Source organism: Rahnella sp. PAMC25559, from assembly GCF_050632365.1.
Classification (GTDB): Bacteria; Pseudomonadota; Gammaproteobacteria; order Enterobacterales; family Enterobacteriaceae; genus Rahnella; species Rahnella rivi.
Genome location: NZ_CP192543.1, coordinates 932460 through 949638, shown reverse-complemented (window position 1 = coordinate 949638; position 17179 = coordinate 932460). Strand labels below are relative to the sequence as shown.

Below are 17179 nucleotides of genomic sequence, written 5' to 3'. Positions count from 1 at the left end.
TTTATTGTTAAATACATTCAAATTAAACACCGCTGATGCGCAAACCAGCAACTTAATTAGCCCGCTAATTTGTTTCCAGACACCACAAGCTGTTAGAGGATGTTGCGACTTATGCGAGACGCCGCACAGCCCTCTGATTTCATTTGCTAAATTCATGAGATTTTTTGCGTAACGTTGCGCAGGGCTGAGATCTTATTTCCGCAACCGTCGGGCATTACGGCATGCTGTTGTCAGGAATTTTCACCGCAAAGGAAAAAGCATGTCATTAGCCGTGGTATTTACGCGCGCATCGCTGGGCGTTCAGGCACCCGGCGTCTCTGTCGAAGTGCATATCAGCAACGGCTTACCCGCGCTGACGCTGGTCGGATTGCCTGAAACCACCGTTAAGGAAGCCAGGGACCGTGTGCGCAGCGCAATCATTAACTGCGGATTCACTTTCCCGGCAAAGCGCATCACCGTGAACCTCGCGCCCGCAGATTTACCCAAGGAAGGCGGCCGCTACGATCTGTCGATAGCCCTGGCGATTCTGGTGGCCTCTGAGCAATTGCAGGGAGATAAGCTGAATGAATATGAATTCTTAGGCGAACTCGGGCTTTCAGGTGCATTACGCAGCGTTAACGGCGCGATCCCGGCCGCACTTGAGGCGCAAAAAGAGGGGCGCATGCTGATCCTCCCGCAAAACAATCAGGCGGAAATGACGCTGCTGGATCCCGGCGTCGCGCGCATCGCCGGACATTTGCTACAGGTTTGCGCCTTTCTTCAGGGCGAAGACAACCTGCCGACCATCGAATACCCGGCGCAGCCTTCCGCGCAGGCGAATCCGCCCGACATTGCCGAAATCATCGGTCAGGAGCAGTCCAAGCGAGCGCTGGAAGTCGCCGCTGCAGGCGGGCATAACTTACTGCTGATTGGCCCGCCTGGCACAGGAAAAACCATGCTCGCCAGCCGGTTACCCGGATTGCTGCCGCCCCTGAGCAATGAAGAAAAACTGGAAACCGCGGCCATCGCCAGCCTGGTGTATAACCCGGAGGAGGACGGCGAGTTTTCCCGCGTTCGCCCGTTTCGCGCGCCGCATCACAGCACGTCAATGAGTGCGCTGGTTGGCGGCGGTTCGTTGCCCAGACCGGGAGAAATTTCTCTGGCCCACAACGGCGTTCTGTTTCTTGATGAGCTGCCTGAATTTCAGCGTCAGGTTTTGGATGCTCTGCGCCAGCCAATGGAGTCCGGCGAAATCACCATTTCCCGCGCCCGGGCGAAAGTACGCTATCCGGCAAGAGCACAACTGATTGCCGCGATGAATCCCAGCCCGACCGGACATTATCAGGGCGTCCATAACCGCACGCCGCCACAGCAGGTCTTACGCTATCTGAGCCGGCTATCAGGGCCTTTCCTTGACCGTTTCGATTTATCGATTGAAGTACCGCTTTTACCGCCGGGTATTTTGAGCCAGCAAAATCATGCGCCTGTCGTGAGGGAAAGTAGCGCAGAAGTGCGGGAGCGGGTGTTGATCGCCAGGGACATTCAGTTAAACCGGGCGGGGAAAATTAACGCCCATCTCAAAAGCAGTGAAGTTGAGGTGTATTGTGTTTTAACCAAAGCGGATGCGGAATTTCTGGAAGAGGTACTGCATAAACTGGGATTGTCGGTGAGAGCCTGGCATCGCATTCTTAAAGTCGCGAGAACGCTGGCCGATTTGGGGGGCTGTGAAGCCATTGAACGCAAACATATTGCGGAGGCGCTGAGCTATCGCAGCATGGATAGGCTATTGTTAACGCTGCATAAGAGTCTGGCATAAAAAAACGGGGCAGAGCCCCGTTTCATTAGTCGTCGCTTTCCGTGTAGTCTTCTACAGCGTCAGCCTGCGGCTTACCGCCAGACAACGTGTGGAATTTCTTCGGACGACGCGTGCGGACAATGTATTTGTTCCACACTTTTTCTGCATCCGTTACCGGTTCACGCGTACCGCGGCAAACCTCAAGGAACAGCTTTTCTTCGTCGGTTGCTGGCTCGCGCTTTCCCAAATCCAGTTCGTTAAAGGCAAAGCCGTAACGTTCTAGCATTTGCGCTTCTTTAATGGTGAAATCGCCATGCCGGGAGAACCCGCGAGGGTAATGTTTATTATCAAAAAAACGACTTGTCGTGGTGAAGCTTTCCGCCATCTGACACGCTCCTAATTCTCTCATGGTCGTGCTGTTATGGCGCGGAGTATTAGTTAGGCTTGACATTGTGTAAAACAAAACATTTAAATCTTAACGACAAAAATAATTGGAGATGGTTTTGGACACGGAATTACTGAAAACCTTTTTGGAGGTCAGTAGAACTCGCCACTTTGGTCGGGCGGCGGAATCTCTCTATCTTACGCAATCCGCTGTCAGCTTTCGTATCCGGCAACTGGAAACTCAACTTGGTGCGAATTTATTCACCCGCCATCGAAATAATATCCGCTTAACGCCCGCAGGAGAGCGCCTGCTGCCTTACGCCGAAAATCTGATGTCTACCTGGCAACTGGCGAAAAAAGAGGTGATACGCTCGTTACAGCACACAGAATTGTCGATTGGTGCCACGGCATCGCTCTGGGAAGCGTATCTGACCCCCTGGATGCAGTCTCTCTATGTGCAACGTGACACGTTACGGCTGGAAGCGCGCATCGCGTTACGCCAGTCACTGGTGAAGCAATTGCATGAAAGACAACTGGATTTGCTGATCACTACCGAGCCGCCAAAGATGGATGAACTCTCAAGCCAGTTGCTGGGTAATTTCTCGTTACGACTTTTTTCATCGCAGAAAACGGTCAGAAGCGAGCATTCACCTTACGTGAAGCTGGAATGGGGGGCAGATTTTCCACAGCAGGAAAAATTGCAGAATAGCGATCAGGAGCCGGTGCTGACAACAACGTCGGCACATCTGACCCGTCAGTTGCTTGAACAAACCGGTGGTTGTGCTTTCCTGCCTGCACACTGGGCAAAAGAATACCCACAACTTGCAGTGCATGAAGACGTTCCACCGGTGATCCGCCCGCTCTATGCGGTGTGGCTGCAAAACAGCGATCAGCAGGTTTTGATCCGTCAGTTACTCAAAACACCGCTGATCACTCATCTCTGAGCCTGCCGCGATCAGGTTGGCTCAGGGCGCGGGTGGCGTGCTCTTCTGGCGGTCCAGAATGACCCCATGCCCTTCTGCAAGCCGATAAAGACAAACAGCAGGATGCCCATGACGATTTTGGTCCACCAGGAGCTGAGCGTGCCGTCGAAGGTGATGTAAGTTTGTATTAAACCCTGAATCAGCACGCCGAAAAGGCTTCCGAGCACGGTGCCTACACCGCCGCTGAGTAACGTACCGCCAATCACCACCGAGGCAATAGCATCCAGCTCTACGCCGCTGGCAGCCAGTGCGTAGCCCGCAGAGGTATAGAGTGAGAACACAATGCCGGAAAGAACCGCCAGCGTACTCGACAGCATGTAGATATAAATCGTGGTACGTCTGACCGGAACGCCCATCAGCGCTGCCGAAACATTACTGCCACCGACCGCATAAACGTTGTTACCAAAGCGGGTACGGTGCGCCAGAATAATCCCCACGAAAACCACCATGAGCATGACCAGCGCCAACAGAGTAAAGCGGCCTCCTCCCGGCATTTTCCACGCGAAATTGGCGAGAAAATCATAAACAGGATGATTGATGGGCAGCGACTCTTCCGACACGATAAAACTCATCCCGCGCACAAAAAACATACCGGCAAGGGTGATGATAAACGCCGGGAGCTTTAAGGTGTCGATAATCCAGCCCATCAGCGCGCCAAACATCGCCCCCATCAGCAGGACAATCACAAACGCATAACCCGGCGCGACACCGTATTCACCAATCAGTTTTGCCAGCAACACGCCGGTAAAGGCAATGACAGAGCCCACGGAAAGGTCGATACCACCAGAGAGAATGACGAACGTCATACCGACGGCGACAATCCCAAGAAACGCGTTATCGGTCAGTAAATCAAAGAAGACCCGCGTGGAGGCGAATCCGGGAAATTGCGTGAAGCAATAACCATATCCGGCAAGGAACACCACGATAGTAATCAGCAGGGGCAAATTTCTTTTCAGCATTATCCCTTCCTCCGGAACAGATTACTGAGCGATACCCGTGGCGACTGCACCACCAGGACGGCCAGTACCACCAGCGCTTTCAGCACCAGATTAAATTCAGGCTTAAAACCTGAGAGCAGGATGCCAGTATTCATACCCTGAATGATCAGCGCACCGATGACCGAGAGAAGCAGATTGAAGCGCCCCCCGAGCAACGACCCACCGCCAATGACCACGGCCAAAATTGCGTCCAGCTCCAGCCACAACCCCGCATTATTGGCATCCGCACCGCGAATATCGGCGGTCACAATCACGCCGGCAACCGCCGCGCAGATCCCGCAAATCACATAAGTGGAAATCAGCACCAGACGCGCATTCACACCCGCGTTATAAGCCGAACGGATGTTGATTCCGACCGACTCAATAAACAAGCCAAGCGCCGTTTTCCGCGTCAGCGCCCACACCAGGAACAGCATCACGACCACAATGATGACCGGCATCGGCAGGTAAAACAGAGAGCCGCTGCCGAACTGCGATAAGCCATTATGTTCAAAGGTAACGATTTGCCCTTCAGTGATGAGCTGTGCAATACCGCGCCCGGCCACCATCAGCATCAAAGTTGCGACAATCGGCTGAATCTGCAGAACGGCAACCAGAAAACCATTCCACAGGCCACACACGGCGCCGACCCCCACAGAAGCCAGCAGCACCATCATCAGCGGATAACCCTGAACCGTCATGGTGGCTGCCGTCGCGCCGGCGATAGCCATGACGGCACCGACGGAGAGATCGATACCACCGGTTGCAATCACCAGCGTCATTCCAAGTGCAAGCAGAGCCACCGGTGCACCACGATTGAAGATATCAACCAGACTGCCGAACAGGCGGCCATCCTGAATGTGGATGGAGAAAAAGCCCGGTGCCACCAGGCTGTCGATCAATAATATTGCGATGAACGCCCCGATTTGAGTGGCGCCCTTAGGAAATACCCATCGAACTTTGCGCGGTGTTCCTGTCATCGGCAGACTCCTGTTACTCATCGCTATCTCCTCACTGAGCCGCAATGGCTTTCATAATGGCTGGCACGGAGATCTCAGCCTGCTCAATTTCGGCGACATGACGACGATCGCGCAGTACCACGATCCGATCGGCATAACCCGCCAGCTCTTCCAGTTCAGAAGAAATCACCAGCAACGCCAGCCCCTCATCGCACAGTTTTTCAATCAGGCGAATGATTTCAGCATGCGCACCCACATCAATACCGCGGGTGGGTTCATCAAGGATAAGAAAGCGGGGATTGGTCGCCAGCCAGCGGGACAGCAACACTTTTTGTTGATTCCCGCCGGAGAGATATTGGATTTCCTGCTCGGTTCCGGGAGTACGAATACCAAGAAGTTTGATGAATTTTTCAGAGATCTGATGCTGTTCTTTCAACGGTAAAGGACGTAACCAACCGCGCTGAGCCTGTAAAGCGAGAATGATGTTTTCCCTCACCGTGGCCGCGCCAATAATACCGTCAGTTTTGCGATCCTCCGGGCAATAACCAAACCCAAGCTTTGCGGCTTTGCGCGGCGTACTGATGGTTTCTGCCCGCCCATTGACCTGCGCTTTACCGCTGTCATGACCTTTTATGCCAAAAATCAGCTGAGCGGTTTCTGTCCGTCCGGATCCAAGTAATCCTGCCAGACCGACAATTTCGCCACGACGAACGTGAAGATCAAAATTCTCAACCACACCACGGCGGCCATAATCTTTAAAATCGACCAGCGGTTCGCCAGTGACATTTCTGTGTTCCGTACGTTTGAGCAGGCTTTCATCAAAGCTGTGGCCCAGCATCATTGGAACAAGATCGATACGCGGTAAATCCACGGTACGCTCGGAACCCACACGTTTGCCGTTTCGCAACACCGTGATGCGATCGCTGATGCGGTAAACCTGATCAAGAAAATGGGTCACAAAGATCATCCCCACGCCTTTGTCCCGAAGCTGGACGAGAATATCGAGCAGCATGCTGACTTCTTTTGCATCAAGGCTGGCGGTGGGTTCATCAAGGATTAAGACCTGCGCAGAAAGGTCAACGGCGCGGGCAATTGCCACGATTTGCTGAATCGCAATGGAGTAAGTTGAGAGTGGCTGACTGACATCCAGATGCAAGCCGTAACCTTCCAGAAGCGCCCCGGCCCGCTGTTCCATTTTGCGCTGATTCACCAGACCAAAACGGGTAGGTTCGCGCCCGATGAAAAGATTAGCTGCAACGGAGATATTGGGCAGGAGATTCACTTCCTGATAAACCGTACCGATTCCCAGTGATTGGGCATGCGCGGTATTAACAGGCTCGATGGATGTACCATTCAAAAATACCTGTCCGGCAGAGCGTTTATAGACGCCAGTCAGGGCTTTAATCATCGTAGATTTACCGGCACCGTTCTCGCCTAAAAGAGCAACTATTTCACCACGTTCGAGGGTAAAGTCGACATTTTCCAGCGCCTTAACGCCGGGGAATTCTACAGAGAGGCCGCGCACATCGAGCAGCATTGCTGAACCTGGATTATCCGTCACGTCACTACTCCTGCTGCATCCGCCATCGGCGGAAAGGGAATAATTTCTACCGGCCTGCCATCAGACAGACCGGTAAAATCGGCTTAATAACCCATGTCTTTTTTCATGTCGTATTCTTTCTGAGCCATATCCGGCAAGATCAAAGCGGACTGAGTCTGAATAAATTTCTTCGGTTGAGTACCGTCTTTTTTCATGGCGATTAATGCATCGAATGCAGGACCGGCCATGTTAGGTGTCAGCTCGACAGAAGCATTGGCTTCGCCATTCAGCATGGCTTTATAGATGTCAGGAACGCCGTCGATTGAGACGATTTTGATCTGCGAACCTGGTTTCAGACCCGCTTCTTTGATGGCCTGAATAGCACCGATTGCCATGTCATCGTTATGTGCATAGACGGCACAAATGTTTTTGCCGTTTTGTTCAGCTTTGATGAAGCTTTCCATGACTTCTTTACCCTTGCTACGGGTAAAGTCACCAGACTGTGAGCGGATGATTTTTACATTTGGTGCCGCTTTAAGCACATCCGCAAACCCTTTTTTACGGTTTAACGCGACGCTCGCACCGACGGTTCCCTGAAGTTCGACCACGTTACAAGGCTTACCCGCGACATCTTTCACCAGCCAGTCACCGGCAACTTTACCTTCGTAAACGCTGTCAGACGCGACGGCGGCGGTGTACAGAGAAGGATCGCTGACTTCAATAGTTCGGTCCAACAGGAATACGGGGATCTTCGCCTCTTTAGCTTCTGTCAGAACAGGAGCCCAGCCGGTTGCGACTACCGGGGCAATAAAGATGGCATCTACACCTTGCGCAATAAACGAACGTATTGCTTTAATTTGGTTCTCTTGTTTTTGCTGAGCATCCGCAATTTTCAGTGTGATCCCGCGTTTTTCCGCCTCTGACTTAGACACTTTAGTCTCTGCTGAACGCCAACCAGACTCTGAGCCGATCTGAGAAAAACCCACAACCAGCGGAGCTGCCTGTGCCGCACCACAAAGTGCTGTTGCTACTGCTGCTGCCACAAATAAGCGTTTGTACATGTTTCTTTCCTCGCGTGTAGTCTGAGCTACTTTTTGTTATGACTCGTTGGGTACGGCCAGAACATGCACCTGATATACGCATTCACCCGTCACGACAATTACGTCGTAAAAAGGGGGAAAAGAGTCATATCAGGTTCTGGTTGTCGTCATAAGACGATGATTAGGTTTAGTACACAGGGAAAAAGGGAGCATGAGCGGGGTCACATATGGGGATAACAATCATTTAGTGCATGTATTTAGCCAAAATATGACCAGAAATAACCGGAAATAGCGGCGGTATTGCGCTTAAAGTGTGCAAATGTCTGCAATGAAAGGTGTGTGCATTGAGGAGTAATGTGTTTGCGAGGAACAGTCAGGGAATTTTAGATAAAAAAAAGCCCCTCGCTTTCGCGAAGGGCTCTGATATGGCAGGGGCGGAGAGACTCGAACTCGCGACACCCGGTTTTGGAGACCGGTGCTCTACCAACTGAGCTACGCCCCTAAATTACGCTTAACATTATGCCTGCTAAAATTAGCAGGCATAATCAAATAAGTGGCGGAACGGACGGGGCTCGAACCCGCGACCCCCTGCGTGACAGGCAGGTATTCTAACCAACTGAACTACCGCTCCACCGGTTCTTTCACACCCATCAGAAATCGTCTGATGCGCGTTTGTTCCTGTTATTTTCCTTGTCAGGGGAAAAGGAACTAATTTGATGCCTGGCAGTTCCCTACTCTCGCATGGGGAGACCCCACACTACCATCGGCGCTACGGCGTTTCACTTCTGAGTTCGGCATGGGGTCAGGTGGGACCACCGCGCTAGTGCCGCCAGGCAAATTCTGTTTCATCCATAACGCGCACCTTAAATCAGGCTTGCACTACGAACCAATCTCGGAACATTCAGCTGAAAATCTACTTCAGAGCCACTCTAAAAACACCTTTGGTGTTGTAAGGTTAAGCCTCTCGGGTCATTAGTACTGGTTAGCTCAATGCATCGCTGCACTTACACACCCAGCCTATCAACGTCTTAGTCTTAAACGTCCCTTCAGGTGGCTTAAAGCCACAGGGAAGACTCATCTCGAGGCAAGTTTCGCGCTTAGATGCTTTCAGCGCTTATCTTTTCCGCATTTAGCTACCGGGCAATGCCATTGGCATGACAACCCGAACACCAGTGATGCGTCCACTCCGGTCCTCTCGTACTAGGAGCAGCCCCTCTCAATCTTCCAACGCCCACGGCAGATAGGGACCGAACTGTCTCACGACGTTCTAAACCCAGCTCGCGTACCACTTTAAACGGCGAACAGCCGTACCCTTGGGACCTACTTCAGCCCCAGGATGTGATGAGCCGACATCGAGGTGCCAAACACCGCCGTCGATATGAACTCTTGGGCGGTATCAGCCTGTTATCCCCGGAGTACCTTTTATCCGTTGAGCGATGGCCCTTCCATTCAGAACCACCGGATCACTATGACCTACTTTCGTACCTGCTCGAGCCGTCACTCTCGCAGTCAAGCTAGCTTATGCCATTGCACTAACCTCACGATGTCCGACCGTGATTAGCTAACCTTCGTGCTCCTCCGTTACTCTTTAGGAGGAGACCGCCCCAGTCAAACTACCCACCAGACACTGTCCTCACCCCGGATCACGGGGCCGAGTTAGAACATCAAACATTAAAGGGTGGTATTTCAAGGTTGGCTCCACGCAGACTGGCGTCCACGCTTCAAAGCCTCCCACCTATCCTACACATCAAGGCTCAATGTTCAGTGTCAAGCTATAGTAAAGGTTCACGGGGTCTTTCCGTCTTGCCGCGGGTACACTGCATCTTCACAGCGAGTTCAATTTCACTGAGTCTCGGGTGGAGACAGCCTGGCCATCATTACGCCATTCGTGCAGGTCGGAACTTACCCGACAAGGAATTTCGCTACCTTAGGACCGTTATAGTTACGGCCGCCGTTTACCGGGGCTTCGATCAAGAGCTTCGCATTGCTGCTAACCCCATCAATTAACCTTCCGGCACCGGGCAGGCGTCACACCGTATACGTCCACTTTCGTGTTTGCACAGTGCTGTGTTTTTATTAAACAGTTGCAGCCAGCTGGTATCTGCGACTGGCTTCAGCTCCGGGAGCAAGTCCCTTCACCTACGCGCCAGCGTGCCTTCTCCCGAAGTTACGGCACCATTTTGCCTAGTTCCTTCACCCGAGTTCTCTCAAGCGCCTGAGTATTCTCTACCTGACCACCTGTGTCGGTTTGGGGTACGATTTCGTGTTACCTGGAGCTTAGAGGCTTTTCCTGGAAGCATGGCATCAACTACTTCACCACCGTAGTGGCTCGTTATCACGCCTCAGGGTTAATATGTAACCGGATTTACCAAGTCACACCCCCTACACGCTTGAACCGGGACAACCGTCGCCCGGCTAGCCTAGCCTTCTCCGTCCCCCCTTCGCAGTAACACCAAGTGCTGGAATATTAACCAGCTTCCCATCGACTACGCTTTTCAGCCTCGCCTTAGGGGTCGACTCACCCTGCCCCGATTAACGTTGGACAGGAACCCTTGGTCTTCCGGCGTGCGGGTTTTTCACCCGCATTATCGTTACTTATGTCAGCATTCGCACTTCTGATACCTCCAGCAACCCTCACAGGTCACCTTCGACGGCTTACAGAACGCTCCCCTACCCAACAACGCCTAAGCGTCGCTGCCGCAGCTTCGGTGCATGGTTTAGCCCCGTTACATCTTCCGCGCAGGCCGACTCGACCAGTGAGCTATTACGCTTTCTTTAAATGATGGCTGCTTCTAAGCCAACATCCTGGCTGTCTATGCCTTCCCACATCGTTTCCCACTTAACCATGACTTTGGGACCTTAGCTGGCGGTCTGGGTTGTTTCCCTCTTCACGACGGACGTTAGCACCCGCCGTGTGTCTCCCGTGATAACATTCTTCGGTATTCGTAGTTTGCATCGAGTTGGTAAGCCGGGATGGCCCCCTAGTCGAAACAGTGCTCTACCCCCGAAGATGAGTTCACGAGGCGCTACCTAAATAGCTTTCGGGGAGAACCAGCTATCTCCCGGTTTGATTGGCCTTTCACCCCCAGCCACAAGTCATCCGCTAATTTTTCAACATTAGTCGGTTCGGTCCTCCAGTTAGTGTTACCCAACCTTCAACCTGCCCATGGCTAGATCACCGGGTTTCGGGTCTATACCTTGCAACTTGACGCCCAGTTAAGACTCGGTTTCCCTACGGCTCCCCTATACGGTTAACCTTGCTACAAAATATAAGTCGCTGACCCATTATACAAAAGGTACGCAGTCACCCAACAAAGTAGGCTCCCACTGCTTGTACGTACACGGTTTCAGGTTCTATTTCACTCCCCTCGCCGGGGTTCTTTTCGCCTTTCCCTCACGGTACTGGTTCACTATCGGTCAGTCAGGAGTATTTAGCCTTGGAGGATGGTCCCCCCATATTCAGACAGGATGTCACGTGTCCCGCCCTACTCATCGAACTCACAATGTATGCATTTTTGTGTACGGGACTATCACCCTATACTGTGCGACTTTCCAGACGCTTCCACTAACACATACGCTGATGTTGGTTCTGGGCTCTTCCCCGTTCGCTCGCCGCTACTGGGGGAATCTCGGTTGATTTCTTTTCCTCGGGGTACTTAGATGTTTCAGTTCCCCCGGTTCGCCTTGCATGGCTATGTATTCACCATGCAATAGTGTGTCGAAACACACTGGGTTTCCCCATTCGGGTATCGTCGGTTATAACGGTTCATATCACCTTACCGACGCTTTTCGCAGATTAGCACGCCCTTCATCGCCTCTGACTGCCTAGGCATCCACCGTGTACGCTTAGTCGCTTAACCTCACAACCCGAAGGTGTCTTAAAGACATCGTCGCGCTGCGATTATTTGAGAGACTCTGTTACAGACTAATCCACCACTCAGTACTTCTACGGAGAGTGATGTTCAGCTGTAAACTTTCAATTTTCAGCTTGTTCCAGATTGTTAAAGAGCAAAATACTTCGCAGCATACTGTTACCAATATACTCTGAAGTATTATTTAGGGGCTGTACGGTAATGGTGGAGCTAAGCGGGATCGAACCGCTGACCTCCTGCGTGCAAGGCAGGCGCTCTCCCAGCTGAGCTATAGCCCCATACAGTCACTTACAGATACCTTAATTACTCATCGTTCAGATGAGTCAGCCAATTGGTTCTCAGGCAAGGCGGAGTTCATACGACGTTTGCTTGTGCAAACGAGTGTGACGACAACGCAGCATGAGGACGAATTGGTAGGCCTGAGTGGACTTGAACCACCGACCTCACCCTTATCAGGGGTGCGCTCTAACCACCTGAGCTACAAGCCTATTAAGGTATTTCTGCTCGTTACTTTCTATCAGACAATCTGTGTGGACACTGCACAATGCGTATCTTTAGGTAAGGAGGTGATCCAACCGCAGGTTCCCCTACGGTTACCTTGTTACGACTTCACCCCAGTCATGAATCACAAAGTGGTAAGCGCCCTCCCGAAGGTTAAGCTACCTACTTCTTTTGCAACCCACTCCCATGGTGTGACGGGCGGTGTGTACAAGGCCCGGGAACGTATTCACCGTAGCATTCTGATCTACGATTACTAGCGATTCCGACTTCATGGAGTCGAGTTGCAGACTCCAATCCGGACTACGACATACTTTATGAGGTCCGCTTGCTCTCGCGAGTTTGCTTCTCTTTGTATATGCCATTGTAGCACGTGTGTAGCCCTACTCGTAAGGGCCATGATGACTTGACGTCATCCCCACCTTCCTCCGGTTTATCACCGGCAGTCTCCTTTGAGTTCCCGACATTACTCGCTGGCAACAAAGGATAAGGGTTGCGCTCGTTGCGGGACTTAACCCAACATTTCACAACACGAGCTGACGACAGCCATGCAGCACCTGTCTCAGAGTTCCCGAAGGCACTAAGCTATCTCTAGCGAATTCTCTGGATGTCAAGAGTAGGTAAGGTTCTTCGCGTTGCATCGAATTAAACCACATGCTCCACCGCTTGTGCGGGCCCCCGTCAATTCATTTGAGTTTTAACCTTGCGGCCGTACTCCCCAGGCGGTCGACTTAACGCGTTAGCTCCGGAAGCCACGCCTCAAGGGCACAACCTCCAAGTCGACATCGTTTACAGCGTGGACTACCAGGGTATCTAATCCTGTTTGCTCCCCACGCTTTCGCACCTGAGCGTCAGTCTTTGTCCAGGGGGCCGCCTTCGCCACCGGTATTCCTCCAGATCTCTACGCATTTCACCGCTACACCTGGAATTCTACCCCCCTCTACAAGACTCTAGCTTGCCAGTTTCAAATGCAGTTCCCAAGTTAAGCTCGGGGATTTCACATCTGACTTAACAAACCGCCTGCGTGCGCTTTACGCCCAGTAATTCCGATTAACGCTTGCACCCTCCGTATTACCGCGGCTGCTGGCACGGAGTTAGCCGGTGCTTCTTCTGCGAGTAACGTCAATGCACAGTGCTATTAACACTGAACCCTTCCTCCTCGCTGAAAGTGCTTTACAACCCTAAGGCCTTCTTCACACACGCGGCATGGCTGCATCAGGCTTGCGCCCATTGTGCAATATTCCCCACTGCTGCCTCCCGTAGGAGTCTGGACCGTGTCTCAGTTCCAGTGTGGCTGGTCATCCTCTCAGACCAGCTAGGGATCGTCGCCTAGGTGAGCCATTACCCCACCTACTAGCTAATCCCATCTGGGCACATCCGATGGCGTGAGGCCCGAAGGTCCCCCACTTTGCTCTTGCGAGGTCATGCGGTATTAGCTACCGTTTCCAGTAGTTATCCCCCTCCATCAGGCAGTTTCCCAGACATTACTCACCCGTCCGCCGCTCGTCACCCAGAGAGCAAGCTCTCCTGTGCTACCGCTCGACTTGCATGTGTTAGGCCTGCCGCCAGCGTTCAATCTGAGCCATGATCAAACTCTTCAATTAAAAGTTCGATTTGCTTAAACACGTTAAGCGGTGCTCAAAAATTAACTTTCGTAATAATTCACTAAAATGAATTACTGCTTGGTCACTCTTTAAGACTTGATATTTTTTGCCACCGAGGTGGCTGATATCGTCTTGTGAGTGCCCACACAGATTGTCTGATAAATTGTTAAAGAGCATGCCGCGGTTCGCAAGGAATCTTATGCGGCGCGGGAGGCGTATATTACGTTTTCCCGCTGAAGAGTCAAGAGATTATTCATTCGAACTTTCATCTTTTTCTCTTCCTGTCCGAGCGACTTCTCAGTCGTTGTTCCCGGTCAGTGGAGGCGCATTATAGGGAGTTCTCAGAAGGCCGCAACCCCTAAAATACAAATAATTTTCCGACCGCTGATTCTTTCACCAAATGACGTTTAAAGCGGCAATTCCTGGATACTTCTGAAGCCATATGACTGTAAAACAGGCAGTAAACTTCGGGCCTCTATTGTCATCGCCATACAGTAAGCAACACTCTCAATTTCTACATCGGCTTTTTTCTGCGGAATCGGCACATGTGACGTCTCAATGAGCCAGTGCGCGCGGCGGGCAATGGCAGAACCGGAGTCGATCATGCGCGTGCCGTCGGGTAAGACCTGTGCGAGTTCTTCGCTAAGCAACGGGAAATGCGTGCAGCCTAACACCACCGTGTCAGGCGGCTCGCGCAAACGCAGCCACGGATGAAGGATTTTCTTCAACGCCGTCAGGGCAACCTCTTGGCCATGCAGCTTCGCTTCGGCCAGTTCAACCAGCTCCGCCGAACCCAGCATCAGAATCTGACAGTCTGTCGCAAACCGTGCGACCAGATCATGCGTATAAGGACGTTGTACCGTCGCCCGCGTCGCCAGCAATCCGACAACGCCATTACGCGTCAACTTAGCTGCGGGTTTGATAGCGGGCACAACGCCGACAACCGGGCAGCTGAATTTGGCACGCAATGCAGGCAGGGAGACAGTGCTCGCGGTGTTACAGGCAATGACGATAATAGAGAGGGGATGACGTTTCGCGACCGCGGTGACAATCTCGACCACGCGTTCGACGATGAACTCTTCGGATTTCTCGCCGTAAGGGAAGGCGACGTTATCAAAAGCGTAGATATAGTGCAGGTCCGGCAACATCTGCCGGACCTCGTGATATACCGACAACCCGCCGACGCCGGAATCGAAAACCAGCACCGTCGGGCGATCAGGAACTTGAGTTGTATCAGAAGGTATAGCTTCCAGTGAGATAGTATTCACGTCCTGGTGTTTCGTAGCCATAAACCGTCTCGTAATCTTTATCTAAGAGGTTGGCAATTCTACCACGAACGGTCAGATGTGACGTCACAGGATATGACACCGCCAGATCCCACAGACTCACGCCACCGAGTCTCACATTCTCATTGGTATTAAAGTTAGTGTCGTAGCGTTCACCCAGATACTGATAATTGATAGACCAGTCAAAATTAGCCACCGTCCAGTCCAGCTGATATTTCGCCTGCTGTTTGGCACGACGCAGTAAGATTTCATTCGTCTCAGCATTTCTTGGGTCAAGATATTCAAGCGTCACACTGTGATGCAGAGGGCCGGTGTCGAAATTACCGGTCCATTCGACCCCTTTGATCGTTGCTTTATCAACGTTGTAATAGCCTTGCTGCTGATTGTAGTAACTGATCATCTGATCAATGTCATTACGGTACGCAGACAAACGCCAGCTAAGCGGGCCGGTTAAACCTTCCAGCGCCCCTTCCCACTCTTTACTTTCTTCGGGTTTCAGGTCCGGGTTACCGCCAAAGCTTCCGTAGAGTTGCCCAAAATTCGGTGCTTTGAAAGCGGTGCCATAGGATGCGATGAAACGGTATCCGTCGATGAACTCCCAGGCAGCACTGCTTTGCCAGGTGCCATGCGAGCCAAACTCTGAGTTATCATCATTACGCACTGCCCCTTCGAGAGTGAAGTCGCTCACCTTCTGTTGGGCAGTAACATACACACCGGTATTTCGCTGGGTATAACCATCGGTAATGTAGTTGGTGCCTGGCTGGGTGCTGAGTTTTTGCCAGTCAGCCCCTGCGCTGACGGTGCCCTGCCCCACCTGGAATGTGTTTCCCCACTGCAGGTTGTACTGATCAGAATCATCAAGCGTGGCCGAAGCAGAATACCGGCCGTATTTCGGATCGTAGTTATAATCTTTGGTATTGCTGTAACTGCCGCTGAGCTCAGTCGCGTAGATGCCCTGCTGGAAACGTAACCCGGTGTCGTAGGTGCGGCTGTATAACTGACGCGTATCCGGCAATGCATCAAAATGGGCCGGATCGGCATAGCTGTAGGTGCCGTCATAAGCGGTTCTGTTATCAAAACCGTAAGCGCGGGCAAAACCACTGAACTGCTCATTGAACTGGTGCTCAAGCCCGGCCCAAATCGTTTTGCTCATGAAACCATCACGGTCTGGCTGACGCGGGTTGCCATAGTTATCCGGCAAGTTGGCGACCACGTCGGTGCCCCTGGTGTAGGTATAGTTACCCGCCAGTGTCAGAACCGTACTCTCACCCAGTTTCTGCTGAGTTGAGCCGTCATAGGTCTGATAGCCGTTAGATCCCATACCGGCTGTCAATGTCGTCCCTAATTTATCACGCGTGGTAATAATATTGACGACACCGCCGATGGCATCCGAACCGTACACGGCAGAACGCGGCCCGCGTATGAATTCAATACGCTGAACCAGCGAGAGTGGGATTTGGCTAATATCAGCCGCGCCAGAAATACCGGCCTGATTAAGACGCACACCGTCGATTAATACCAGGGTGTGACTGGAGTTGGTACCACGAACGAATAAAGAGGTCTGCTGCCCCATACCGCCGTTTTGCGCGATATCCACACCTGGTAAACGCCGTAATACATCGGCGACGGAAGTTGACTGCCATCTGTCGATATCTTCACGCGTCACCACGTCAGCAGATGCCAGCACCGAAGAGACGGGTTGTGGAAAACGGTTAGCCGTGACGACCAGGTTATCGCTGCTGCTGTTTGTGGAAGTGCTGTCTTGCGCCCACCCTGAAAAAGCCGTGACGGATAATGCCGTCAACAGCACGTGCTTTTTAATTGTCATGAATCGAGCATCCAAACTTAATTGGCGGATGCCGCAGAGGATCACCGGCGTTATTTCGCGACGACGATGATTAATGCGACGTAACATCGGCAGGTCTTCGGACTTAGGATTTGCAGGCTCATTAATTACGTCTAATGAATTGAACATACCCGCACCGGGCGATGACTTCCCATTTCCTCTTCTCTTCTTTATATAAAGAGAGAAAGAGAAAGAAGAAACAGTGTCTGCATCATCAAGAATGCGATCGCCGTGAATTCCCCATACCGCTGCGCGCCAGTTCCGGATTCACACCGGATTCCCTTTTAACTCAGTCATGAGGCCGAACGGCAATCCTACGATCAACCTATTTGGAAATCCAGACATCCGTATCCCCGGAGGACTCAAAACGACACAAGGCTGGACTTTGCAGTGGCATTCCCTAAAATCCCCCGCGA

The 17179-nt window shown here is 52.1% G+C and carries 9 protein-coding genes, 4 tRNA genes, 3 rRNA genes and 1 riboswitch; of the genes, 2 read left to right on the top strand and 14 right to left on the bottom strand.

The window, feature by feature from the left end; all coding sequences use genetic code 11:
* Positions 1–259 precede the first annotated feature (259 nt).
* Positions 260–1795 carry a YifB family Mg chelatase-like AAA ATPase gene (locus ACQZQY_RS05705; protein WP_431296746.1) on the top strand — a complete coding sequence of 512 codons (1536 nt, stop codon included), beginning with the start codon at positions 260–262 and terminating at the stop codon, positions 1793–1795.
* A 25-nt stretch (positions 1796–1820) separates the two neighbouring features.
* Here ACQZQY_RS05705 and ACQZQY_RS05700 read toward each other — a convergent pair whose 3' ends face one another.
* Positions 1821–2159 (bottom strand): DUF413 domain-containing protein, encoded by a 339-nt coding sequence (locus ACQZQY_RS05700; protein ID WP_056772365.1) that lies wholly within the window; start codon positions 2157–2159, stop codon positions 1821–1823.
* Between the two features lie 118 nt (positions 2160–2277).
* Here ACQZQY_RS05700 and hdfR point away from each other — a divergent pair, with 118 nt between their 5' ends.
* The gene (gene hdfR / locus ACQZQY_RS05695; protein WP_056772412.1) at positions 2278–3102 is read left to right on the top strand and encodes an HTH-type transcriptional regulator HdfR; all 825 of its coding nucleotides are present in this window, start codon (positions 2278–2280) and stop codon (positions 3100–3102) included.
* An 11-nt stretch (positions 3103–3113) separates the two neighbouring features.
* Here hdfR and yjfF read toward each other — a convergent pair whose 3' ends face one another.
* The 13 genes from yjfF to btuB all read right to left on the bottom strand — a co-directional run bounded on the left by yjfF (position 3114) and on the right by btuB (position 16745).
* Positions 3114–4100: a galactofuranose ABC transporter, permease protein YjfF gene (gene yjfF, locus ACQZQY_RS05690; RefSeq protein WP_056772370.1), complete on the bottom strand. Its 987-nt coding sequence runs from the start codon at positions 4098–4100 to the stop codon at positions 3114–3116.
* Entirely contained in the window at positions 4100–5119 is a 1020-nt protein-coding gene (gene ytfT, locus ACQZQY_RS05685; RefSeq protein WP_122096498.1) for a galactofuranose ABC transporter, ATP-binding protein YtfT, read from the bottom strand. Before ytfT ends, yjfF begins: the two co-directional genes overlap by 1 nt.
* 10 nt (positions 5120–5129) lie before the next feature.
* The gene (gene ytfR, locus ACQZQY_RS05680) at positions 5130–6614 is read right to left on the bottom strand and encodes a galactofuranose ABC transporter, ATP-binding protein YtfR (protein ID WP_431297156.1); all 1485 of its coding nucleotides are present in this window, start codon (positions 6612–6614) and stop codon (positions 5130–5132) included.
* Between the two features lie 107 nt (positions 6615–6721).
* Positions 6722–7678 (bottom strand): galactofuranose ABC transporter, galactofuranose-binding protein YtfQ, encoded by a 957-nt coding sequence (gene ytfQ, locus ACQZQY_RS05675; RefSeq protein WP_431296745.1) that lies wholly within the window; start codon positions 7676–7678, stop codon positions 6722–6724.
* A 405-nt stretch (positions 7679–8083) separates the two neighbouring features.
* Positions 8084–8159, bottom strand: a tRNA-Trp gene (locus tag ACQZQY_RS05670).
* A gap of 52 nt (positions 8160–8211) precedes the next feature.
* Positions 8212–8288: transfer RNA gene (locus ACQZQY_RS05665), tRNA-Asp, on the bottom strand.
* Positions 8289–8375: 87 nt separating this feature from the next.
* A 5S ribosomal RNA gene (gene rrf, locus ACQZQY_RS05660) occupies positions 8376–8491 on the bottom strand.
* A 117-nt stretch (positions 8492–8608) separates the two neighbouring features.
* Positions 8609–11517, bottom strand: a 23S ribosomal RNA gene (locus tag ACQZQY_RS05655).
* Between the two features lie 214 nt (positions 11518–11731).
* Positions 11732–11807, bottom strand: a tRNA-Ala gene (locus tag ACQZQY_RS05650).
* Between the two features lie 133 nt (positions 11808–11940).
* Positions 11941–12017 (bottom strand) — tRNA-Ile (locus tag ACQZQY_RS05645).
* A 71-nt stretch (positions 12018–12088) separates the two neighbouring features.
* Positions 12089–13631: ribosomal RNA gene (locus ACQZQY_RS05640) — 16S ribosomal RNA — on the bottom strand.
* Together the 16S, 23S and 5S rRNA genes with 4 tRNA genes alongside form the textbook arrangement of a ribosomal RNA operon.
* A 407-nt stretch (positions 13632–14038) precedes the next feature.
* Positions 14039–14920 carry a glutamate racemase gene (gene murI, locus ACQZQY_RS05635; protein WP_056774671.1) on the bottom strand — a complete coding sequence of 294 codons (882 nt, stop codon included), beginning with the start codon at positions 14918–14920 and terminating at the stop codon, positions 14039–14041.
* Positions 14865–16745: a TonB-dependent vitamin B12 receptor BtuB gene (btuB, locus tag ACQZQY_RS05630; protein ID WP_431296744.1), complete on the bottom strand. Its 1881-nt coding sequence runs from the start codon at positions 16743–16745 to the stop codon at positions 14865–14867. Before btuB ends, murI begins: the two co-directional genes overlap by 56 nt.
* 71 nt (positions 16746–16816) lie before the next feature.
* Positions 16817–17084, bottom strand: a riboswitch (cobalamin riboswitch).
* Between the last annotated feature and the right edge of the window lie 95 nt (positions 17085–17179).